Here is a 21,760-nt window from a genome sequence, read left to right on the forward strand (position 1 = left end):
CAGAATCGGAAAGGAATCCTTTGTGCTAGCACAAAACTGATTCCGGACGCAATTATGCCGGGGCATAATTGATTGCAAATAAGGGGTGAGAAAGCTGACGACTTTTTATTTAGTAAGACATGGCGAAACGATGTGGAATAAAGAGCAACGATTACAAGGATGGCTAGATTCGCCGTTATCCAAAAATGGTATTTTACATGCAGAAAAACTTCGAGATCATTTGAAAAATATTAATTTTACAGCGGCATATAGCAGTTCAAGTGGTCGTGCGAAGGAAACGATGCAAATCCTTCTAGCTGATCGACAGCTTCCAATCTATGATGAGGATAATTTAAGGGAGATTTTTTTAGGAGATTGGCAAGGAAAAACAGTCGAGGACATCGTGATTTCTTTTCCGGATTATGAATTATATACTGATTATCCTGGACAATTCGTCGCAACGCATACGGAAAGCTTCGGTACGGTAACAGAACGAGCGATATTTACGTTAAAGAAAATAGCAGAAAAATATCCCGAGAATCATGTTTTAATTGTATCCCATGCTGTAACGATTAAATGTATCATTAACGCTATTTTAGGGCGAAGTGTCGATCAGCTGTGGGCAGAGCCATTTATTAATGGTACAAGTGTAACGATTATTGAAAAAGTTGATCAACAATGGCTCGTTCAAGAGATCGGTAACATTCAACATTTACAATAGGAGGGGAAACCATTGCCACTGATTTTCATTACTGGGGGAGTACGCAGTGGTAAATCCCACTTTGCTGAAAAAGCGGCTGTTACTCACTATCAAACAGAGTTTATGCAAGCACAGCGACTTATTTATATTGCTTCCGGCGTAGCGTTGGATCGTGAAATGGAGAAGCGGATCATTCGCCATCAGGCAGACAGACAAGCACAAAATATCGAGTGGCTGACGATAGAAGCACCTTATGAAATCGCAGATACTTTGCATAAACTGACTGATGGAGATGTCGTGTTATGGGACTGTATTACGACGTGGTTAACAAATGCGTTTTATGAAGGTTTTGACGCGGGAACTCCCTGTGTGGAACAACCTGGATGTTTAGAAAAGAAACTTGAGGTTTTAAAAGAGGCGGTAGAGACGTTACTTGAGAAAAGGGTGACGTTTTTTATCGTCTCAAACGAATTATTTGATGAGCCACCGTATACGAACGAGGAAGTAGAGTTATACCGGCAAATGCTTGGGGAATTACATCAATGGTTCGTGTCTAAAGCAAATGAGGCGTATGAAATCAATTATGGTGTCGTAAAGAAATGGAAATAATGAATGACGATTTGAAAATAAAAAGAAGGTAGGCAAGACGATGAAAAATATCTGGCATAGCATACAACTTGCGTTTCAATTTTTTACGGTTTTGCCAGTACATAAAGAAATTCCTTTAACGAAGGCAACGATTACAGGGATGTTCGCCTTTTTGCCATGGATAGGGGCACTCATGGGTACCGCAGTGGCTGCGGTGATCTATGGTTTAACGGAATGGACGGCAAGTAGCGAGGTCTTACTTGCCTTTGTGATTATCGGATTATTTGCCTTATTTACTGGTGGATTACATTTAGATGGTTTTATTGATATGGGGGATGCTTATTTTTCCTATCGAGATCGAGAGAAGCGACTTGAAATTTTAGATGATCCACGTGTTGGCGCATTTGGTGTGCTATCAGTGCTATTTTTAGTGCTTGGTAAATTTGTCATACTTCACGAATTATTCGTACAGCAAAAGTTTGCTCTGTGGATGCTTGTATTTATTCCGTTATGTACACGAGTTGGTATGAGCTTTTATTTTATGTCGCTTAATTGCTCAAAGGAAAAGGGGCTTGCCTACTTTTTTAAAACACATATTAAGCCGGGTTTACTAATCTGCTTTATGCTTTTAACATTAGTTGTAGCATACAGTAGCTTGTTGTTTATAACGGGATTCACAATTGTTCCGTTCGTGTTAATGGCTGTATTAGCGATTGCCTTTTTAGTTTTTCGGCAATTTACAGTGCGTAACTTTGGCGGTGTTTCTGGGGATTTACTCGGTGCATCAATTGAAGGAATGGAGGTTGTACTGTGGGTGACGTTGTTACTGTGCACTTAATGAGACATGCACCAACAAAGGAAAATTTAGAGAAGCGTTATATCGGCTGGACAGATTCTTCATTAGCTGATGCATCTTTACTCCCTATTGTAGATCAAGAGGTCACGAAGGTGTATGGTAGTGATTTACTACGCTGTAGGGAAACAGCTGACCGTTATTTTCCGAATGCAACTTACGTGTCTGATCAGAGATTTCGAGAGTCGAATTTCGGTGAATTTGAAGGGCTCACATATGAGGACTTACAATCCGATCATCGATATTGTGCATGGTTAGATGATCCTGTACAGTCTCCACCTCCAAGGGGAGAAGGCTTTGATATGTTTTGTGCGCGTGTTTTGGAAGGGTTCACTGCATTACCAAAAGGGGGAGATGTGTATCATCTCGTTGTCCATGGTGGGGTTATTCGAGCGCTTCTCGTAGCCTTTGCTCCAACTGAGCAACCTTTTTGGTCTTATCAAACACCGCATGATAAAATGTTTTCTTTAACGTTTTCAAGAAAGGCTTGGGAGGAGGGAGCAAGATGCATGTCTTTATCGGAGGAGCCTATAGTGGAAAAACCGACTATGTCATGAAATTACTTGCAGGTCAAAACGTTGAGCTAGTGGATGGTACTCTACCTGATGGCGCTCCTACTTGTGATGTACTAGTTATAAAAAACATAGAAAAGTGGCTCGTAATACAAAATCTTGAGGATGATGAACCTCTTGTCAGAACTATTTTAACAAGACTAAAGTCGCTTGAAGAAAATTGTTCCTTGTATATAATAGTGACCGATATGGGACGTGGCGTTGTGCCGATGGAAAAACAGGCACGATTGTTGCGTGATACATGTGGGCGTTTGTACCAGGCATTATTTGCTGAAGCCGAACAAGTCGTACGCATTTGGTACGGTATTGGGGAACAAATTAAATGATTTAGTGTCTTGCAGAATTTAGATGGCTCTTTAAAAAAGTGGGGATGACATTTGCAAAGACGCATACTTTGTATATAAGTTGATCTTCGTTACGGCTAGACGACTTCTTGGGGAATAGCGATATAAAGGAACGAAGGCTAATAGCATCACGTCCGGTGATAACGCCTTCGAACGTTCTGTTCGCCCGAGACCCTGCAGCGAAGCGAAGCGGCTCATCGGACGCCCCCAGGAAGCTCTGCTCTGTGCGAAAGCGAAGCGGCAGCTACAAAGCGCACAGCCGCAACGGAAATAAACCCCACACGCTATAATGAAAAAATTTCACGGAAAGAGGAAATGGGATGGATCGACAAAAACTAATGAAATTAACGCTCACTGCCATGGTAGCGGCAATTTGTGCAGTAGGTGCAGTCATTAAAATTCCAACATTTATTACAACTGCTGCGCTTGACTCTGCACCGGCATTTTTGAGCGTTGTATTTTTATCGCCAGTATTAGCTGGTGCTGCAGGAGTCATTGGGCATTTTATTTCAGCCTTAACTACTGGCTTCCCTTTTGGACCACTACATATAATTATCGCTGTGGAAATGTTTATCGTTGTATGGATCTTTGGGGTTATGCATAAAAAAGGAATGCATTTCTGGAAATGGCCTGTGGCACTTGTTTTAAATGGTGTTGTGGCACCTATACCATTTTACTTTATTATTAGTCCGGCATTTTATTGGACGTCATTGACTAGTCTTCCACTGGCAACACTAGTTAATCTAGTGATCGTTGCGGTGGCGATGCCAGTTCTGTCGAAGGTATTTGTGCGTAAGGAAGGTCGAGTACATTGAGAAATGCAATAAAAATAGGCGAGCTCATTGCGACAACCGATAATGCCGCTGCAATTGGCGAAAAGCTACAAGATGTTGTGTCTGCTCCAGATCAGCTTACGGCATATTTTACTGCACGTGTTACATTTTTAGAGCAGCTTGCTGCAAATGCTTTACCAAGGCATATTTTACTTGCTAATTTTTCAGGGGATGCTGCATGGTCTCGTTATGTTGCAGGCATTCAGCAGGTTTTTGATGAGGCTGGTCTTTTTTGTCCGCAAATAGACGGTAGTTCAGAGACCAATATGCCAACTTTACAATCAGGTTTGTCAATAACGATGCTTGGGGAGCAGCAGAAACGGACAGCTACTAAGCATGAGCAGCTAAGTTGGTACACATATGGTCTGCCGCTTGTAGGCAATGAAATCCTTGCACAGCCTGAAGATGTCGCACAGCTGGACCCTATTTTTCAAGCGTGGAAAGAGGGAATCGTGCAGCAAGTATGGCCAGTTGGATCAAAAGGTCTACAAGCAGAATTTACCCGACTTTTTGGCGAGCAACAGGTCAAAAGTTCATTAGATGTTGAGAAATCGGCTGGTCCATGTGCAGTAGTTTTGCTAGGAATTGATCCAGAAAAAGAGCAGCAAGTACAAAAATATTTTCCTAGAAATTTTGAAAAACTACGTAAAACTGCATTGTAATCGGGCTTGCTTCGAGAAAAAGTAACACTTAAAAAAATTCAAGGGGCAAAACGCCTATTGCAACTATAAACACTATATGTTAGATTTGTTTAGGAGTTAAAACACAATATATAGTATTTTGGACGAGCGGTACCAAATGTGGTTTAAAAGGGAATTCGGAAAAGAGTCATCTTAGGCCGAAGCTGTCCCCGCAACTGTAAGTGCTGACAAATGATGAATAGGCCACTGTAAAGAACGGGAAGGCCATCATTTGGAGGAAGCATGAGCCAGGAGACCTGCCGATTTGTTCAAGACAGCAACACATTCTTCGGGGATTGAGAAGTGGAGGCGAGAGATTTGTCCACTTCTTAGTGTGCATGTCCTTCATTTCCATTTCCGATTTTACTGCGATCACGTAACCGATAAATGTTGCGTGATCGCTTTTTGTGTTGGTGGAGAAAGAAAGGGAGAGAATGTATACATGACAATTCAAATCGAACAGCAAATTGCTAAGCTCAAGAAAAGTTATACGGAGGAAGAAATCGAAAGTTTTGTAAGATTATCGGATCGATGGCTACGAAAAAACGACAATGCAACATTTGAAGCATGGGCGGATGCGATGATTTTACAAACGCTTAGCCTGATTGATGAAGAGGAGCCATACTGGACATTTGTCGCAGCTCAAATTTATTTAGAAAAACTGTATGATCAATTTGCAATGCGCCGTGGCGTTTCAGTGCAAGATGTTTATAAAGGTTTCCCAGAACAATTAGCACGCTATACAGAAGCTGGTTTGTATCATGAAAGTTTAACAACAAAATATAGTGAGCAGGATCTTCAAGAACTCGCTTCCTATTTAGAATCAAGTCGAGATGAATTGTTTACGTATATTGGCTTAAAAACATTAATGGACCGCTATGTAGTCCGTGATTACACAAAAACACCAGTAGAGCTACCACAGGAACGATGGATGGTCATTGCGATGACCCTTATGCAAGATGAAACAGAAAATCGTTTAGAAAAAGTACGTGAATCTTACTGGGCAATGAGTAATTTATATATGACTGTGGCAACACCTACATTATCGAATGCAGGTAAAACACATGGCCAGCTATCTAGCTGCTTTATCGATACAGTAGATGATAGTTTACAAAGTATTTATGACACGAATACAGATGTCGCTACATTATCGAAATACGGTGGTGGTATTGGTGTTTACATGGGCAAAATTCGTAGCCGAGGCTCATCCATTAAAGGCTTTAAAGGTGCATCAAGTGGTGTTTTACCATGGATTAAACAGCTTAATAATACGGCGGTTTCAGTCGATCAGCTAGGTCAACGTCAAGGAGCTATTGCTGTTTATTTAGATGTTTGGCACAAAGACGTCTTTACGTTTTTAGATTTACGCTTAAACAATGGTGATGAGCGTTTACGTGCCCATGATATTTTCACAGGGCTATGCTTACCGGATTTATTTATGGAAACGGTTGAAGAACGTGGGGAATGGCATTTATTTGACCCACATGAAGTACGAGAAGTTATGGGCTTTTCACTAGAGGATTTCTACGATGAGAAAAAGGGTGATGGCACTTTCCGTACTAAATATGCAGAATGTATTGCGAATCCATTATTAAGTCGTGAAGTCGTGCCAGCGATTGATATTATGAAGCGTATTATGCGCTCGCAGCTTGAAACAGGCGTACCGTTTATGTTCTATCGAGATGAAGTAAATCGTATGAATCCGAATAAGCATGAGGGAATGATTTATAGTTCGAACCTGTGCACAGAGATTTTCCAAAATATGTCAGCAACTGAGTTCGAGTCTATTACTCTAGAAGATGATGTCATCGTAACACGTCGCAAACCTGGCGATTTCGTTGTATGTAACTTATCATCTATCAATCTAGGCAGAGCTGTACCGGCTGGTGTTTTAGAACGATTAATCCCGGTTCAAGTACGTATGTTAGATAATGTTATTGCTTTAAATACAATTCCAGTTAAACAAGCAGAGCGTACGAACTTACGCTACCGTGGCATTGGACTTGGAACATTTGGCTGGCATCATTTATTAGCTTTGAAAGAAATTCAATGGGAGTCTGAGGAAGCTGTAGAATTTGCGGACAAGCTATATGAGGAAATTGCGTATTTAACAATTCGCGCTTCTAACAATTTAGCATGTGAAAAAGGAGCCTACCCATTATTTGAAGGCTCGGATTGGCATACTGGTGCGTATTTTGACAAACGTGGCTACGACAGTCATAAATGGAATGAGTTACGCGCGGCGGTTGCTGAAAAAGGAATGCGTAACGGCTATGTCATGGCGGTTGCACCGAACTCATCAACATCTATTTTAGCGGGTAGTACGGCTACGATTGATCCTATTTTCCAAAAGAGTTATTCAGAAGAGAAGAAGGATTACAAAATTCCAGTAACAGTACCAGATCTATCACCTGTGACGACTTGGTATTATAAATCTGCTTATTTCATCGATCAAAATTGGACAATCAAGCAAAATGCTGCACGAGCACGTCATATCGACCAAGGCATTTCACTTAATTTATACGTTCAAAATACGATTAAGGCAAAAGAATTACTAGCATTGCATATGAATGCATGGGCGAGCGGTGTGAAAACGACATATTATGTACGCTCAACATCTGTAGAATTGCTAGAATGTGAGTCTTGCGCGAGCTAGGAGGAAATAACAATGACAACTATTACAAAACGACAAATTATGGATAAAGAAGCACCAAACCGTTCAACAGGTATTGTGAACGGACGCTCTTCTAACATTTTAAACTGGGACGATGTGCGTTTTAGCTGGGCTTATCCTAAGTATAAAAAAATGCTAGGTAACTTCTGGACTCCGTTTGAAATTAATATGAGCAATGATGTTAAGCAGTTTCCACAGCTATCAGCAGATGAACAGGAATCCTTTTTAAAAATTATTGGCTTACTAGCACTATTAGACAGTGTGCAAACTGATTTTGCGGGGAAAGTAGCGGATTATTTAACAGATTCAAGCTTAAATGCATTAATGATTATTTTAGCGCAACAAGAGGTAATTCATAATCACTCTTATTCTTACGTGCTATCAAGTATTGTGAACAAAGATGAGCAGGATCGTACGTTTGATTTTTGGCGTACAGAGCCAGTGTTAGAGCGACGTAATGAGTTCGTTATTAAGGGCTACCAAGCATTTTCAGAGGAGCCAACTGTTGAAAATATGCTAGAAGCAATTGTCTATGATGTGATTTTAGAAGGTTTATTCTTCTATTCTGGCTTCGCGTTCTTCTATCATTTAGCACGCAATCAAAAAATGGTGGCCTCGTCAACGATGATTAATTATATTAATCGCGATGAGCAGCTACATGTCGATTTGTTTGTGAAAATCTATCAGGAGCTACTAGAGGAATATCCTGAGTACGATACACCAGAACGAGCGGCTCGTGTACAGGAAATCTTCCGTGAAGCAGTTCAGCTAGAAGTCGATTGGGCTAATGAAGTAATTGGCAATAAAATTGATGGCCTCGATGTGGAAGATGTGCATGATTATGTACACTTCTATGCGAACGTACGCTGTAATCAGCTTGGCGTTGAGCGTCCATTTGAAGGCTATCGCAAAAATCCATTAAAGTGGGTAAAAGCGTATGAGGATGTTGACTTAGGAAAAACAGATTTCTTCGAGCAACGTTCTCGCCAATATGTGAAGGTCAATGTAGAAGATAACGGCTTTGATGATTTGTAATACTAAATACACCGCGATGTTGAAATAACATTGCGGTGTATTTTTTTGAGGGTAACCGAGTCAAGGTGGAAATACTCAGGTAGAGAGGGAATTCGCTCTCGGGTTGCAATGAGAACGGCACTACAGTTACCAAAACCTACATAAAAAATTAATCGTGTCCCAAATATTACGAGACCCGAAAAATTAATTACCACTTGAGAATGATTTTCAGTTATAATTATAGAGAATGTGATTTAAATGGAACGGAGTCGAAGGAATGCAGGCAATAAAACAGTTAGGAGGGTTTTTAGGGCCCTATAAATTTTTTACCTTAATTGCACCATTATTAATGGTACTAGAGGTAACGATGGATTTACTTCAGCCGACGATTATGCAGCATATGATTGATACGGGTATTGCGAATGGGGATAATCCATATGTGCTGAAAATGTTCGTCTGGATGCTGATCAGTGCGGTATTCGGACTTGTTGGTGGGATAGGCTGTTCCTATTATAGTTCGAAGGCAGCAATCCATTTTGCATCGGATGTTCGTCAGTCACTTTATGAAAAAATGATGACGTATTCGGCAAAGGAACGTGACACTTTTACAACAGGGAAGCTTATTACGATTTTAACGAGTGATGTAGAAAGTGTTCAGCGCGCGTTTATGATGACGTTGCGTATTTTTGTGCGCGGTCCTTTATTATTTATTGGAGCCGTTATTATTGTTTTTGTGACGGCACGTGAGTTATTTTCGATACTCCTTATTATCGTGCCGCTATTAATTATTGCGATGTACTTTTTCACCAAGTATTCGGGTGTCCTGTATCGTCGAGTGCAGGAGGCGATTGATCGTGTTAATACAAAGCTTCAGGAAAATTTAGCGGGGATTCGTGTTGTGAAGGCGTTCCGTCGTGAAACGCAACAGATTGACCAATTTGGTGCTCTAAATGATACGCTAACAAAGCGCTTTATTACAGCCGAGCAAATTGTTGGAGTGCTCGTGCCGTTTACGATGTTCGTTGTCAATCTAGGGATTGTAGCAGCACTTTGGCTTGGGGCCATTAAGGTAGAAGCCGGTACTTTAAAGGTGGGAGTAATTCTAGCTTTTATTAACTATTTAACGATTATCTTAAATGGATTGATGACTTCTAGTATGGTATTGATGCAAATTGCACGTGCGATTCCTTCAGGGGAGCGAATCGTGGACGTCTTAAATAAAGAAGTAGCGGTTAAGGAAGCGCAAAGTCCACTTACAGAGCCAATTCAAGGGGCGATTGACTTTCAAAATGTGAGCTATCGTTATTATGAATCGGCTGAAGATGTCCTGAAAAACATTACATTTTCCGTAAAGCCGGGGCAAACAGTAGGTTTGATCGGAAAAACAGGTAGTGGAAAATCAACGCTAGTGAAGCTATTACCACGTTTATTTGATCCGACGAGTGGAGAAATCCTCTTGGACGGAAAGCCTCTAAAGGAATATGCATTATCCACTTTACGCAAACATATTGGTTTTACTTCTCAAAAAGCATTATTGTTTTCAGGTGCAATTGACCATAATATCCGTCTTGGTAAGGAAGATGCAACGTCAGTGGAATTACAGCAAGCTCTAGATGCAGCATGTGCTTCTGAATTTGTGAGTCGACTGGATAAAGGTTTAGCGCATGAACTTTCACAGGGGGCGACCAATCTTTCTGGCGGTCAAAAACAGCGATTAGCGTTAACACGTGCACTCGTAAGACAGCCTGCTATTTTAGTGTTGGATGATACAACATCTGCTCTTGATAGTGCCTCTGAAAAACATGTCCAGCAAGCTATTAGTAATCAATATAATGATACAACGACGTTTATCGTAGCGTCTAAAATTGCTTCTATTCAGCAGGCAGACCTGATTTTAGTAGTAGATGACGGCGAAATTGTTGGTCAAGGCACACATCAACAATTATTACAGAATAATAAATTCTACCAAGCAATTTACGCTTCACAGCAAAAGGCTGGTGTTCAACAATGAGTCAAAGTCAACAAAAGCAAATCAATTTTGGACGCGGACCACGTATGGCTGGACCAGCTGAAAAGGCTAAAAATCAAATGGCTACGATCAATCGTGTGTGGCATTATGTGAAGCAGCAAAAAATAGGGCTTTATTTCTCAATATTCTTTGTAATAGCTTCTACATTTTTAAGTTTAGCAGGACCGTACTTAATCGGACATATCGTCGATGAATACATTATGAAAAAGGACATAGCTGGTACGATTCGTCTTGGTATTATGCTAGCAGTTATTTATACAGCTGCGTCTATTTTTACGTGGCTACAAACATATGTCATGATTCATGTGGCGATGAAAACAATTCGCACATTACGTCTTGAACTGTTTAAAAAGCTACAAACGTTAACACTGAGATTTTTCGATCAGCGAGCACTTGGTGATTTAATGAGCCGTGTAACAAATGATATCGATAATTTAAATACGGCACTTGCACAAAGCGTGACCCAAATCGTATCGTCGGTCTTAACGGTAATCGGTGTTAGTATTGCGATGTTCTCTCTAAGTTGGCAGCTAGCAATCGTGACGCTGACTATTATTCCTTTAATTGTTTTTACGACGAAGCAAATTGTTAAACGTAGTAGTAAAAACTATGCGGCTCGTCAGCGTGATTTAGGAAAGCTGAACGGTTATATTGAGGAAATGATTACGGGTGCAGAGGTTGTAACGCTTTTTGGGACAGAACAGCAAACGATTGAGACGTTCCATAAGCAGAACGAAAATCTCCGTAACTCGGCACAGCGAGCAGAAATTACTTCAGGTCTACTAGGGCCCATTAATAATTTTATGAATAACTTAGGTTTAACTGTTGTTATTGGTACAGGGGCATTTTTATCGGTAAAAGGGATCGTTTCAGTTGGGGTTATTGCCGCATTTGTCACGTATACACGTCAATTTTTCCGTCCTTTGAATCAGTTATCTAATCTTTTGAATACTTTCCAGTCGGCGATTGCAGGGGCAGAACGAGTTTTCGAAATTTTAGATGAATCTTCGGAAGTAGTAGATAAAAAGGATGCTATTGATTGCCAAAGCCTAAAAGGAGATGTGGCATTTCGCAATGTTTCCTTCAGCTATTTGCCAGAGAAGCCAGTACTGAAAAATATTAGCTTCCAAGCGAAGAAGGGTGAAACGATTGCTCTTGTCGGTCCAACAGGATCAGGAAAAACAACGATTATCAATTTGTTAACTCGTTTTTATGATGTGGATGCAGGTGAAATTTTGATTGATGGTCAGAATATCGAGGATTATAAAATGGCAACAATCCGTCAAAGAGTGGGTGTCGTCTTACAGGATACGTATTTATTTTCAGGAACGATTCGTGAAAATATTCGTTTCGGTAAACTTGATGCTACAGATGCAGAGGTTGAAGAAGCGGCAAAAATCGCGAATGCCCATAATTTTATTAAACATTTACCAGCACAATATGATACACCTGTACAGGCAGGCGGGGTAAACTTAAGTCAAGGTCAACGTCAATTACTAGCTATTGCCCGGGAAATTCTTGAAAATTCAGATATTTTAATTTTGGATGAAGCTACATCCAGTGTGGATACTCAAACAGAGGTGGATATTCAAAAAGGTCTCCAGCATTTAATGCAGGGGCGCACAAGCTTTGTCATTGCACACCGTTTAAAAACAATTGAAAATGCCGATCAGATCCTTGTTATTCAACAAGGTGAAATTGTGGAGCAGGGCAATCACCAGCAGCTTATGCAAAAACAAGGCATTTATAGTGATCTCCAGCAAAAACTTTTACTGGAGCAAGTGGAATAAATGAAAGAGGGCTGTCTCGTAAGTATGAAAAAACTTATGAGACAGCTTTGTTTTACTATTGTGGAAAGCATTTGGAAATGTTATGATGCATCAAAATTCAACTTTAGAAGGTGAGGCTTAAAAATGTACGAATTAAAAACAAAAGAAACGGATGAGAGTGTCATTGAATTTATTGAAAACGTGGATCATCCAAAAAAGCGTGAAGATGCTTACCGACTATTGGATATATTTGCTGAAGTCACAGGCTATGAAGCAAAAATGTGGGGGCCAAGTATTATAGGATTTGGCAAATATCATTACAAATATAAATCTGGACATGAAGGCGATGCACCTTTAGTTGGATTCTCACCTCGAAAAGCTAAAATCAGTTTATATTTTGCACCAGGTGACAGTGAGCGAGACAATTTATTAAAGGATTTTGGTAAACATACAACAGGTAAAGCTTGTGTTTATATAAATAAACTAGCGGATATTGATGTGGAAATATTAAAGTCGCTCATCCAACGATCTGTATCCTTTTTACAAGAGACTTATCCCGATCAATAATTAAAGCGCTGTCTAAGTGGACTAAAACACTTATAGACAGCTTTTTTTTAGCTTAATGGGGATGACTTTTGTTAAAGTTTATATAATTGTTGATTGGAGTGGAGACTGGGCGACTCCTTGGGGATTAGCAATAGAGGAACGAAGGCTAAGAACATCACATCCTGTGATAACGCCTTCGTGACCAACCTCGTGTTGGCCCGAGACCCTGGAGCGAGCCCCGCGAGTGAAGCGGCTCACCGGACGCCCCTAGGAAGCTTTGCTCTGTGCGAAAGCGTAGCGACAGCAACAACAAAGCGCCCAGTCGGAACGAAAATCAACTCAACGTTATGGAAAAAGAAAAAAATTAATTAGAAATTTATTTTTATTGTTTATCCTTTCATTATCAACTGAAAGGAGAATTTTTATGAAAAAACTTTTAAAGAAAATAGTTATCTACTTTATAGCTGTCATCCTTATTGGACTAGTGGGGATATTCAGCTATCATCGATATCAGTTAAGTAAAGAATCCAAACTTCTAGTCAATAAAGGAACACTTATTGAAGTCGATCATCAAAAACTCAATGTTTACACGGAGGGTGATGGACAAGACACTTACGTATTCATGGCAGGTTCAGGGGTTGCGGCCCCAATTTATGAAATGAAAGGGCTGTACAGTAAATTTTCACAACAACATAAGATTGCTGTTATAGAAAGAGCGGGGTATGGGTATAGCGATGTCTCGAAGGACGAACGAGATATTGATACAATTTTAGCACAAACGAGAGAAGCGCTCTTGAAAAGTGGAAATAAGCCTCCTTATATATTAGTACCGCATTCTATGTCGGGGATTGAAGCTATTTATTGGGCACAAAAATATCCTGAAGAAATTAAAGGAATCATTGCGCTTGATATTGGTTTGCCAAGTCAATATGTGGAGCATGAAATGGGGGCAGTCGACTACTGGACTGTTAAAGGAATGAATTTGCTAACGAAATTGGGCATACATCGATTAACCCCTTCGAAAGTGTATAATCCAGAAGTAATGAAGCAATCGTTTTTAACTGAGAAAGAAAAAGAAATTTATAAAGCTCTATCCTATAAAAAAACTTTTAATGATGATATGAGAAATGAGTTACTACAAGTGTACGAAAATAGTTTGAAATCAGAAAAGCTTCCGAAACCAAAAGACACACCGATATTATTAATAGATGCGATTGCTGAACAAAATAAAGGTTCTCAATATACGAAGTACCATAGCCAGAAATATGCGGAATTTGCCGAGCAAATTAACAAAGCGGATGTGAAAGTACTAAGTGGCACTCATAGTATCTATTTATATAAACCGGATGAGATTTATAAGCTTGCTTTACAATTTATGAAGACTAAAGTTGACAATAAAGAAAGGTCGAGGGAATGAAAGGATTTACGATTTTAATAGTAGAAGACGACCCAATGATTGGCGATTTGATGCAAAAAATACTACAACGTGAAGGCTATGACGTTGTATGGAAAACAGATGGTCGAGAAATGATGAACATGGTTCATCAAATCGATTTAGTCATAATGGACATTATGCTCCCAGGGGAAGATGGCTATCAGCTGACAAAGAACATTAAAAGCCTAGGCTTGAATATCCCCATTATTTTTTTATCTGCTCGCAATGATATTGAGAGCAAGCTGCAAGGCTTAACCGTTGGGGAAGATTATATGACAAAGCCATTTGATCCGAGAGAGCTTCTTTTAAGAATGCAGAAAATGCTAGAGCAGCAGTATGGTACATTTACACAGATCCAACATCTATTAATTGATAGCGAGCATCGTAAGTTATTTAAAAATAATATACATGATGAAATAGCATTAACTGCGATTGAACGTAAAATCTTCTTTTATTTATATGAAAACAAGGATAGGGTGTTAACGAAGGATCATTTTTTTGACTATTTATGGCCGCTTGAAGATCGCAATCAAAATATTATCAATGTCCATATTAAAAAGATTAGAACGAAAATGAATGATACGTCGGGTACCATCCTACAAAATATTTACGGAGAAGGGTATCGATTAAATACCTACATAAAGAAATGACATTAAAAACAAAATATCGATTTTTATTATTCACCGCCATCGTTAGTGTTCCAATTGTCTTGTTAGGGATTAGTGTGTCGATGTCTATTATGTATAACTTCGCGTTTAAAACTAGAAATAAAGGCACGCCGTTCCACGAATCTTTCGCCTATCCAACGATGCTGATTGTGTTCTTCCTATCATTATGTTTACTAGCATTTTTATTTTCGAAATCGATCAATTCATTACTAACGAAAATTAATATGCTCAACAAAACGATTCGTGACTTAGCGAGCAATGAACGAACACCGAGTACATTAGCTGTTGGCAGTGGGGATGAAATCGGACAGCTAATTCAGTCCGTTAATATACTAATTGAGCGAACTACTTACCGGGAATTAGAGCTTCAACAACAGCAGGAGCTGCAAAAAGAGCTACTACAAAAGCTAAGACACGACATTAATACACCATTAACAGCGATGCGTTTACAATTATTTTATTTAGAGGATACCTATAAGGAACAACCGAAATTAGTGGAATCTTTGAATGAGCAAATTCAATATATCGCTAGCTTAACAAATGAATTGAATTGGCAGTCATTAGATACAATGGAGAATTCTTATATCGTCCAGGAAGAAGTGCAACTCACGCTATTGTTTGAAACGATGATCAAAAAGTGGAGCTATTTATATCGAATGCAAAACATCGAATTAATCTACCATCTAGAGGATAGCGATGCAACATGGACGAGTAATGCACTATGGCTGCAACGAATGTTTGATAATGTGTTCCAGAACACATTGAAACATTCAAAAGCTACAAAGCTAGAGATCACCATTAAAGATCAAAAGGTTTTCATGACAGACAATGGTACTGGCTTTGACCAAAGCCGTATAAGCGAAGGCCTGGGATTGAAGATCATTGATGACATCGCTAGAATTCTACAAGTCAACTATTCACTTTGCTCGAACGAAGAAGGGACCGAATTTTGTTTGACTCAAAAAATCTCTTGATTCTTTGATTTTATTGAGCGGTTGGCGATAAATCTTAATAGTTAGGTGATCAATAAATAAGGCTATTTTCTAATAGATTTTTGCTTTTCAACTATATAAATGAAAGTCGAATAAATAGAAATAAATTTATAACTCGATCCATTAGTTATGGGTCGAGTTTTTTTATTCTAATGAATATTAAAATTAAAAGGATATATAAATAACAATGATAATATAATTAAAAACAATAGATATTTATCGCAAAACGATAAATTATATGTTAAATTTATAATGTTATTAAATAAGTGAGGTGCATAATATGAAGGTTAAACGAGGTTCAACAACTTTCTTAAAGGGTATTATTTTTCTGGCTGGAATGGCAGTTCTTGCTTTATGTATATTTTTAGTACCCCATATAGCGAATTTCGCATCAAAATTGTATCCAAATATTTCCTCGATGAAATATCTCATTTTCATGGTGATGTATGGATCGTCTGTGTCTTTTTACTTTGCACTCTATCAGGCTTTTAATCTTTTACAGTACATTGACGAGAAGACAGTGTTCGCGGAATTATCTGTAAAGGCGTTAAAGAACATAAAGTGCTGTGCAATCATAATCAGTGGTTTATATGTATTAGGTATGCCAATCTTCCATTTGATAGCAAGGAAAATTGACCCTCCTATTGGAATATTGGGATTCATCATCATTTTTGCTTCGTTGATTATCGCTGTTTTTGCTGCTATCCTCCAACGGCTTCTACAAGAAGCGATTAATATAAAATCAGAAAATGATTTGACGGTTTGAGATGGATGATATGGCAATTAATGTTACTATTGATGTGATGTTAGCAAAACGTAACGGAGCTATTGAAAAGAGTTGGAATTACTATGGGGAATCTTTCTATTTTGAAAAATGGGAAAGGGAAAGCGGTTCGTTTTTCAACAATAGATATGTAAGACTTGGGATTGTCCGCCAGGTGATATGTAAAACATCTTATTGTAATTGAAAAAGAAAAGATTTTTGCCTTTTTAAAATAAAAATGTAAATCTTGAAGTTATTCCGATAAATTCTGAAATTGTTCCGATAAATCTTGTAATCTTTCCGATAAATCTCGAAATGATTCCGATAAATTGTTTTAGACCCTATCAAACGAACTAGCTTCGTTCGATAGGGTCTTCTAGCAAGGATTCAATAACATGTTTTAATTGAAAAATAGAAGATTGTTGACTTTCGTTCTTCTTGTATATAAAGACAGTTTCGATGATTTTGTTTAGCTGTGGTAAATCATAATAGTGAATATTGGAGTAGTTATAAAGGTCAATCAGTTTTGTATTCAGCACAGCAATCGTATTGTCTATTTGTAGGAAATCAAGGATACTACTTACCGATCTTATTTCTTTCATTGTAAATGGCACTTGATTCTTATTTAACCATTCCACCATTGCACGAGTATACATACAGCCTCTGCTCAACACAAGTAATGTAATAGGTGAACCTTCCTCAAAACTAATAATATGTGAGTTGTTCGAAATGACTTCGAATGTTTCTGATGCAATCCTGTCATAATTTAAATCAGGGTAGTGTTTAATAGGATTACTCGTCAGTGCACAATCCGCTTCAGCATTATGTATTTTTTCATTTAAGGAAGTGCTTGATTCCACAGTGAAATCGACATCTAACGGAATATTATTGATCTGTAAAACATTCATAATGGATGCGCCATAAATTTTAATCGTTGTATGAGAAGTGCCGAAGTTAATTTTTGGATTTGTTTGTGCCGAACCGATTTCTTGTAAAAATTCATCGTATTCCTGTGTCATTAGCTTTAAAAATTTTAAATATTGTGTCCCTACATTTGTAATCTTCAAGCCTTGCGGTGTACGCTTAAACACTGCCTGACCAATTTCTGTCTCCATTTTCTTCACTTTAGAGGTTAAGGCGGATTGCGTATAATTCGTTATTTCAGCGGATTTACTAAGGTTTTGCCTCTCCAAAATCTCGATTTTTAATGCAATTTCTTCTATGTTCATGTTTGTTTGTCACACACCTATAAAATTTTTTGATAGCCACTATCACTTTCCTCCATTTTACGCATTCATAGGCGAAGCGTAAACTCAAATATGTAATCAGCGTAAGAGCATTGGAGGAATTTTAATGAATACATATTTTAAATGGGTCATCGTATTAGTAGCTACGCTGTCTCAAACTGCGGCAACTTTTGTGACGTATGGCATGGGGCCAATCGCCACATTTTATCAAATTGAATGGAATTTATCTTCGCTACAAACAGGTTTTATTGTTTCTGCGGTTAATATCGGGCCAATCTTCTCGATGATTCTGTTCGGCTATTTTATGGATAAAAAAGGGGAAAAACAAATCATCGCTTGGGGTTCGATATTATTAGGACTCTCGGCTTTACTACTAATGTTGGTCAATAATTATGTGGTGTTATTATTTTTATTATTAATCGTAGGGGTATGGTACGGCAGTGCGCAAACCGGGGGGAGCACGGCCATCGTGAAATGGTTTCCAGACAAACACCGCGGGTTGGCGATTGGCATTCGGCAAACAGGCATTCCAATTGGTGGAGCGCTTGCATCAGTCATTCTCACATATATGTACCATCATTATAGCCTGTCATCGGTGCATCTTGTGCAAGGATTAGTAGCAATTGCTGGTGGTCTACTCTTTTTACTAATTTATCAGGAGCCTAAAGAACGTGTAGCAGTAGCTGCAACGTCTGTCACTTTTAAAGAGAAGCTCATGGCCATTAAAAATAATAAAGGTTTATATCCAATTTATATTGTAGGAATCGTAATGATGACTTTACAAATGATCCTCGTTGCTCATTTTATGAGTTATTTACATCAAGAGGGTGGTTATTCCTTAACGGAAGCGGGGCAATATTTAAGCCTTATATTAATTGGTGGGATGATTGGCAGGGTAGCTATTGCTTGGATTAGTGATCAATTTTTTGCGCAAAAACGGGAATATTTTTTAATGATTGTAATGGTTAGTGCAGTTATTCTTACAGTCATATTGCCGTATATGATACATGCGAAATTGTTGATGCTATTATTTAGTTTCATATTAGGGTTCATAGCACTTGGCTGGTATTCATTATTTATCGCTTGTGTGACCGAGCAATCGAATCCACAATATGTGGGTCTAACTGTAAGTGCTGCTTTGACGCTAAATCAATTTTTTATCGTCATTGCTCCTACTTTATTTGGATTCATGGTCACTATTTTTTCAAGCTATCAATTGGCCTTGGATATTGTCGCAGCGTTTGTAGCGCTAGGTGCAATTAATTTACATAGGTCAACTAAAACTACAAAGATCAGTTCAGAAATCCTGTAACAAATAAAATGAGTAACGTATATTATTCGGTTCACATTCAGTTCATAAACTTGTTGTATTATCCGTTTATAGACAAATTTCTATAAAACTGATGGTAATGAATGAGGGAGGAATAGTATTGGGGAATGTGAATAGAATGAAAAGCCCGTTAGAGAATAGTGAGTGGGCTATTGAAGCACGTGGCCTAGTTAAACATTTTGGAGAAAATCGGGCTGTGGATGGTGTCAATCTAAACGTCCGCGCTGGCACTATCTATGGTGTACTTGGTCCTAATGGAGCGGGTAAAACAACGACTATTAGAATGCTAGCGACTCTTCTAAGAGCAGATGCTGGGTCGGCACAAATATTCGGGTATGACATAGTGAAAGAACCACATATTATACGTCAATTAATTGGCGTCACTGGTCAGTATGCTTCAGTTGACGAGTCACTTAGTGCAACGGAAAATTTAATTATTTTTTCTCGTTTGCTAGGATTGGGACGTACAGATGCCCGAAATAAGGCTGCTGAATTACTGGAAGAGTTCGGATTATCAGAAGCTGCAAAACGTCCTTTGAAAAATTTCTCTGGAGGTATGCGTCGTCGTCTGGATTTGGCAGCCAGTCTGATCGCACAGCCACCGTTAATTTTCTTAGATGAGCCGACGACGGGGCTAGATCCACGTACACGTAATCAAATGTGGGATACGATTCGTCGTTTAGTAGATACGGGGTCAACTGTTCTGTTAACGACACAGTATTTGCAAGAGGTAGATGAGCTGGCAGATCGGCTTGCGGTTATAGATCATGGGCGCGTTGTAGCAGAAGGTACAGTCGATGAGCTAAAAGCATCTGTCGGTACTTCATCCTTACATTTGAGCATTCAAAATACACAGGAAATGTTGGCTGCTCGTGAAACAGTAGAACACATACTTCAAGTGAAAACAACCATTTCACAGGATATCGGGAAAATCACTGCCCCAATGGCAGATGTTGACCTAGTTACGGATTTACTGATTGCCCTTCGCCAAAAAGGAATTCAGCTTGACGAGTTCAGTGTACAAAAACCGACCTTAGATGAAGTATTTTTAACAATCACAGGTAACAGTGTGAATGAAAATGGTCCACAACTAGAGGAGGAAAGAGTATGAAAAGTAATACGATAAAACCACTAGTTGGACGCGGATTATTACGCAAGCCGAGTATCAATCAATCGATAAAAAATTCTCTCACAATGGCCTACCGAGGTGTCTTAAAAATTCGACGTACGCCTGAGCAGTTGTTTGATGTAACGCTTCAGCCGATTATTTTCACGCTGATGTTCACCTACATTTTTGGGGGAGCCATTTCGGGGAATGTACAAAACTATTTGCCAGTCATTATTCCAGGAATTCTCGTGCAGACTGTCATCACGACCTCAATCGTCACAGGCGTTCAATTACGGGAAGATATGGATAAAGGAGTGTTCGACCGATTTAAATCATTACCGATCGCCCGCATTGCGCCATTGGCAGGGGCCTTATTGGCCGATACCATTCGTTATACAATTGCAACGGTACTTACTTTTACTATGGGATATATTATGGGGTATCGACCAGAAGGTGGATTGGAACACGTTGTACTTGCGGGGCTTTTAGTCATTGTGTGTGCCTGGGCCATAAGCTGGATCTTTGCCTTCTTTGGTGTAATTGCTCGAACAGCTTCGAGTGTACAGGGAATTTCGATGCTTGTCTTGTTTCCATTAACATTTCTTTCAAATGCTTTTGTCCCAGCAGAAACTTTGCCCGATTTCCTACAGTGGTTTGTGAAAATTAATCCTATTTCACATCTCGTGACGGCTGTCAGAGAGCTGACGAATTCAGGAACAATAGGCTGGGATTTATCGACCTCACTTATTGGTGCTGCTGTAGTTGTCGCCATCTTTGCACCACTAACAGTGAAAGCGTATATGCGTAGAACATAAAATCTTTAATGAGTGTGTTTTGAGCAATTAATTGTCAAAACACACTTTTTTATTTCTTAGGAGCTAAAGCTATTATTCCAATAATAGGATAAAATGAAGAGAAAAGGCATAAGTTCAACAAACGGAGGAATGCAATGATGGATAATGAAAAAAGTTCAATTTGGATTGACGCAAGTATTGCTACAGTTTGGCGGGCTGTTACAGAGGAGGAGCAATTGTCGCAATGGTACGCTCCAGATTCAACTTGGGAAATCCCAAAACTAGAGCCTGGAGAAGAGATTGTTTTCACGTTACAGCCAAATGAACAGAATCAGCTTGCAGAGAAATTACCGATGGTGTTGACAATCAAACAGGTAACGTCATATCGAGAGTTTTCGTTTTACTTAGGTATAGAAGAATCACTGATCTCTATTTTATTAGAGGAAAAACAAAATGGCACCACGGTCACTTTTAATACGAGCGGTTACGGGGCATCTCTCGCTAACTTAAAAGCTTTAGTGGAGAGTGATATCCTTTAACATATAAGTTTCATGAAGAATTTGATTTTTATGAAACTTTTTTATTGTTCAGCAGACTAACAGTAAATGCTTTTATGGGGGCGAGCAACGTGTTAAAAGAACAGAAGGACGCTCACTTATCTAGAGCTATGACAATGCACGGAGATTATTTACTGCGAGTATGCAATACATATGTTCAAGATTGGGCAGTGGCAGAGGATTTGGCTCAAGACACATTTGTTAACTTCTTTCAGCGGGTGTTTAAAACACCCGCTGAAAGAAGTTAAAGCCTCCGGCGGATGTCACGGAATCGGAGAGGAGTTC

At 39.1% G+C, this 21,760-nt stretch carries 22 protein-coding genes, 1 pseudogene and 1 riboswitch; of the genes and pseudogenes, 22 read left to right on the plus strand and 1 reads right to left on the minus strand.

Annotation, left to right across the window (positions count from 1 at the left end; translation table 11 throughout):
* The first annotated feature begins 85 nt into the window (after nt 1-85).
* The 17 genes and pseudogenes from B1B04_RS07835 to B1B04_RS07925 all read left to right on the plus strand — a co-directional run bounded on the left by B1B04_RS07835 (nt 86) and on the right by B1B04_RS07925 (nt 16,625).
* Nucleotides 86-700, plus strand: a complete 615-nt coding sequence (locus B1B04_RS07835) for a histidine phosphatase family protein (RefSeq protein WP_240518242.1) — start codon at nt 86-88, stop codon at nt 698-700.
* Nucleotides 701-712: 12 nt separating this feature from the next.
* Nucleotides 713-1,288: a bifunctional adenosylcobinamide kinase/adenosylcobinamide-phosphate guanylyltransferase gene (locus B1B04_RS07840; RefSeq protein ID WP_079560909.1), complete on the plus strand. Its 576-nt coding sequence runs from the start codon at nt 713-715 to the stop codon at nt 1,286-1,288.
* Between the two features lie 40 nt (nt 1,289-1,328).
* Nucleotides 1,329-2,105: an adenosylcobinamide-GDP ribazoletransferase gene (gene cobS, locus B1B04_RS07845; RefSeq protein ID WP_079560910.1), complete on the plus strand. Its 777-nt coding sequence runs from the start codon at nt 1,329-1,331 to the stop codon at nt 2,103-2,105.
* Entirely contained in the window at nt 2,078-2,677 is a 600-nt protein-coding gene (locus B1B04_RS07850; RefSeq protein ID WP_079560911.1) for a histidine phosphatase family protein, read from the plus strand. Before cobS ends, B1B04_RS07850 begins: the two co-directional genes overlap by 28 nt.
* Nucleotides 2,626-3,018, plus strand: coding sequence for a bifunctional adenosylcobinamide kinase/adenosylcobinamide-phosphate guanylyltransferase (locus B1B04_RS07855; RefSeq protein ID WP_079560912.1), 393 nt, complete (start codon nt 2,626-2,628; stop codon nt 3,016-3,018). Before B1B04_RS07850 ends, B1B04_RS07855 begins: the two co-directional genes overlap by 52 nt.
* A 338-nt stretch (nt 3,019-3,356) precedes the next feature.
* Entirely contained in the window at nt 3,357-3,851 is a 495-nt protein-coding gene (locus B1B04_RS07865) for an ECF transporter S component (RefSeq protein WP_079560914.1), read from the plus strand.
* Nucleotides 3,848-4,531, plus strand: a complete 684-nt coding sequence (locus tag B1B04_RS07870) for a hypothetical protein (RefSeq protein ID WP_240518243.1) — start codon at nt 3,848-3,850, stop codon at nt 4,529-4,531. Before B1B04_RS07865 ends, B1B04_RS07870 begins: the two co-directional genes overlap by 4 nt.
* Before the next feature lie 110 nt (nt 4,532-4,641).
* A riboswitch (cobalamin riboswitch) is annotated at nt 4,642-4,829 on the plus strand.
* Nucleotides 4,830-4,991: 162 nt separating this feature from the next.
* Nucleotides 4,992-7,205 carry a ribonucleoside-diphosphate reductase subunit alpha gene (locus B1B04_RS07875; protein ID WP_079560915.1) on the plus strand — a complete coding sequence of 738 codons (2,214 nt, stop codon included), beginning with the start codon at nt 4,992-4,994 and terminating at the stop codon, nt 7,203-7,205.
* Between the two features lie 12 nt (nt 7,206-7,217).
* Nucleotides 7,218-8,258, plus strand: a complete 1,041-nt coding sequence (locus B1B04_RS07880) for a ribonucleotide-diphosphate reductase subunit beta (RefSeq protein ID WP_079560916.1) — start codon at nt 7,218-7,220, stop codon at nt 8,256-8,258.
* 256 nt (nt 8,259-8,514) lie between these two features.
* The gene (locus B1B04_RS07885; protein ID WP_079560917.1) at nt 8,515-10,248 is read left to right on the plus strand and encodes an ABC transporter ATP-binding protein; all 1,734 of its coding nucleotides are present in this window, start codon (nt 8,515-8,517) and stop codon (nt 10,246-10,248) included.
* A complete protein-coding gene (locus tag B1B04_RS07890; RefSeq protein WP_079560918.1) occupies nt 10,245-12,056 on the plus strand; it encodes an ABC transporter ATP-binding protein in 1,812 nt (603 codons plus the stop codon). The genes B1B04_RS07885 and B1B04_RS07890 overlap by 4 nt, the downstream gene beginning before the upstream one ends.
* Nucleotides 12,057-12,179: 123 nt before the next feature.
* On the plus strand, nt 12,180-12,602 hold the full coding sequence (locus B1B04_RS07895) for a DUF1801 domain-containing protein (protein ID WP_079560919.1): 423 nt from the start codon (nt 12,180-12,182) through the stop codon (nt 12,600-12,602).
* A 403-nt stretch (nt 12,603-13,005) separates the two neighbouring features.
* Nucleotides 13,006-13,998, plus strand: a complete 993-nt coding sequence (locus tag B1B04_RS07905; protein ID WP_079560921.1) for an alpha/beta hydrolase — start codon at nt 13,006-13,008, stop codon at nt 13,996-13,998.
* Entirely contained in the window at nt 13,995-14,666 is a 672-nt protein-coding gene (locus B1B04_RS07910; RefSeq protein ID WP_079560922.1) for a response regulator transcription factor, read from the plus strand. The genes B1B04_RS07905 and B1B04_RS07910 overlap by 4 nt, the downstream gene beginning before the upstream one ends.
* A complete protein-coding gene (locus B1B04_RS07915) occupies nt 14,663-15,658 on the plus strand; it encodes a sensor histidine kinase (protein ID WP_079560923.1) in 996 nt (331 codons plus the stop codon). Before B1B04_RS07910 ends, B1B04_RS07915 begins: the two co-directional genes overlap by 4 nt.
* Nucleotides 15,659-15,956: 298 nt before the next feature.
* Nucleotides 15,957-16,442: a DUF2975 domain-containing protein gene (locus B1B04_RS07920; protein ID WP_079560924.1), complete on the plus strand. Its 486-nt coding sequence runs from the start codon at nt 15,957-15,959 to the stop codon at nt 16,440-16,442.
* 10 nt (nt 16,443-16,452) lie between these two features.
* Nucleotides 16,453-16,625, plus strand: a pseudogene (locus B1B04_RS07925) (helix-turn-helix domain-containing protein).
* A gap of 167 nt (nt 16,626-16,792) precedes the next feature.
* Here the strand turns inward: B1B04_RS07925 and B1B04_RS07930 are convergent.
* A complete protein-coding gene (locus tag B1B04_RS07930) occupies nt 16,793-17,668 on the minus strand; it encodes a LysR family transcriptional regulator (protein ID WP_079560925.1) in 876 nt (291 codons plus the stop codon).
* Between the two features lie 124 nt (nt 17,669-17,792).
* Here B1B04_RS07930 and B1B04_RS07935 point away from each other — a divergent pair, with 124 nt between their 5' ends.
* From B1B04_RS07935 to B1B04_RS07955, 5 genes are all read left to right on the plus strand, one after another.
* On the plus strand, nt 17,793-18,998 hold the full coding sequence (locus tag B1B04_RS07935) for an MFS transporter (protein ID WP_079560926.1): 1,206 nt from the start codon (nt 17,793-17,795) through the stop codon (nt 18,996-18,998).
* 136 nt (nt 18,999-19,134) lie between these two features.
* The gene (locus B1B04_RS07940; protein ID WP_079561156.1) at nt 19,135-20,127 is read left to right on the plus strand and encodes an ATP-binding cassette domain-containing protein; all 993 of its coding nucleotides are present in this window, start codon (nt 19,135-19,137) and stop codon (nt 20,125-20,127) included.
* Nucleotides 20,124-20,939 (plus strand): ABC transporter permease, encoded by an 816-nt coding sequence (locus tag B1B04_RS07945; protein WP_079560927.1) that lies wholly within the window; start codon nt 20,124-20,126, stop codon nt 20,937-20,939. Before B1B04_RS07940 ends, B1B04_RS07945 begins: the two co-directional genes overlap by 4 nt.
* Nucleotides 20,940-21,073: 134 nt before the next feature.
* On the plus strand, nt 21,074-21,457 hold the full coding sequence (locus tag B1B04_RS07950; RefSeq protein ID WP_240518244.1) for an SRPBCC family protein: 384 nt from the start codon (nt 21,074-21,076) through the stop codon (nt 21,455-21,457).
* Between the two features lie 89 nt (nt 21,458-21,546).
* Complete coding sequence (locus B1B04_RS07955; RefSeq protein WP_170938928.1) at nt 21,547-21,723, plus strand: sigma factor; 177 nt, start codon at nt 21,547-21,549, stop codon at nt 21,721-21,723.
* The last annotated feature ends 37 nt before the right edge of the window (nt 21,724-21,760 follow it).

The sequence above is a fragment of the Lysinibacillus sp. KCTC 33748 genome, from assembly GCF_002237755.1.
GTDB lineage: Bacteria > Bacillota > Bacilli > Bacillales_A > Planococcaceae > Lysinibacillus.

Bases quoted from the DNA above. Each gene is read 5' to 3' on its own strand.
- cobS (WP_079560910.1), top strand. From the start codon at position 1,329: ATGAAAAATATCTGGCATAGCATACAACTTGCGTTTCAATTTTTTACG.
- B1B04_RS07855 (WP_079560912.1), top strand. From the start codon at position 2,626: ATGCATGTCTTTATCGGAGGAGCCTATAGTGGAAAAACCGACTATGTC.
- B1B04_RS07865 (WP_079560914.1), top strand. From the start codon at position 3,357: ATGGATCGACAAAAACTAATGAAATTAACGCTCACTGCCATGGTAGCG.
- B1B04_RS07875 (WP_079560915.1), top strand. From the start codon at position 4,992: ATGACAATTCAAATCGAACAGCAAATTGCTAAGCTCAAGAAAAGTTAT.
- B1B04_RS07880 (WP_079560916.1), top strand. From the start codon at position 7,218: ATGACAACTATTACAAAACGACAAATTATGGATAAAGAAGCACCAAAC.
- B1B04_RS07885 (WP_079560917.1), top strand. From the start codon at position 8,515: ATGCAGGCAATAAAACAGTTAGGAGGGTTTTTAGGGCCCTATAAATTT.
- B1B04_RS07890 (WP_079560918.1), top strand. From the start codon at position 10,245: ATGAGTCAAAGTCAACAAAAGCAAATCAATTTTGGACGCGGACCACGT.
- B1B04_RS07895 (WP_079560919.1), top strand. From the start codon at position 12,180: ATGTACGAATTAAAAACAAAAGAAACGGATGAGAGTGTCATTGAATTT.
- B1B04_RS07905 (WP_079560921.1), top strand. From the start codon at position 13,006: ATGAAAAAACTTTTAAAGAAAATAGTTATCTACTTTATAGCTGTCATC.
- B1B04_RS07910 (WP_079560922.1), top strand. From the start codon at position 13,995: ATGAAAGGATTTACGATTTTAATAGTAGAAGACGACCCAATGATTGGC.
- B1B04_RS07915 (WP_079560923.1), top strand. From the start codon at position 14,663: ATGACATTAAAAACAAAATATCGATTTTTATTATTCACCGCCATCGTT.
- B1B04_RS07920 (WP_079560924.1), top strand. From the start codon at position 15,957: ATGAAGGTTAAACGAGGTTCAACAACTTTCTTAAAGGGTATTATTTTT.
- B1B04_RS07930 (WP_079560925.1), bottom strand. From the start codon at position 17,668: ATGAACATAGAAGAAATTGCATTAAAAATCGAGATTTTGGAGAGGCAA.
- B1B04_RS07935 (WP_079560926.1), top strand. From the start codon at position 17,793: ATGAATACATATTTTAAATGGGTCATCGTATTAGTAGCTACGCTGTCT.
- B1B04_RS07940 (WP_079561156.1), top strand. From the start codon at position 19,135: ATGAAAAGCCCGTTAGAGAATAGTGAGTGGGCTATTGAAGCACGTGGC.
- B1B04_RS07945 (WP_079560927.1), top strand. From the start codon at position 20,124: ATGAAAAGTAATACGATAAAACCACTAGTTGGACGCGGATTATTACGC.
- B1B04_RS07950 (WP_240518244.1), top strand. From the start codon at position 21,074: ATGATGGATAATGAAAAAAGTTCAATTTGGATTGACGCAAGTATTGCT.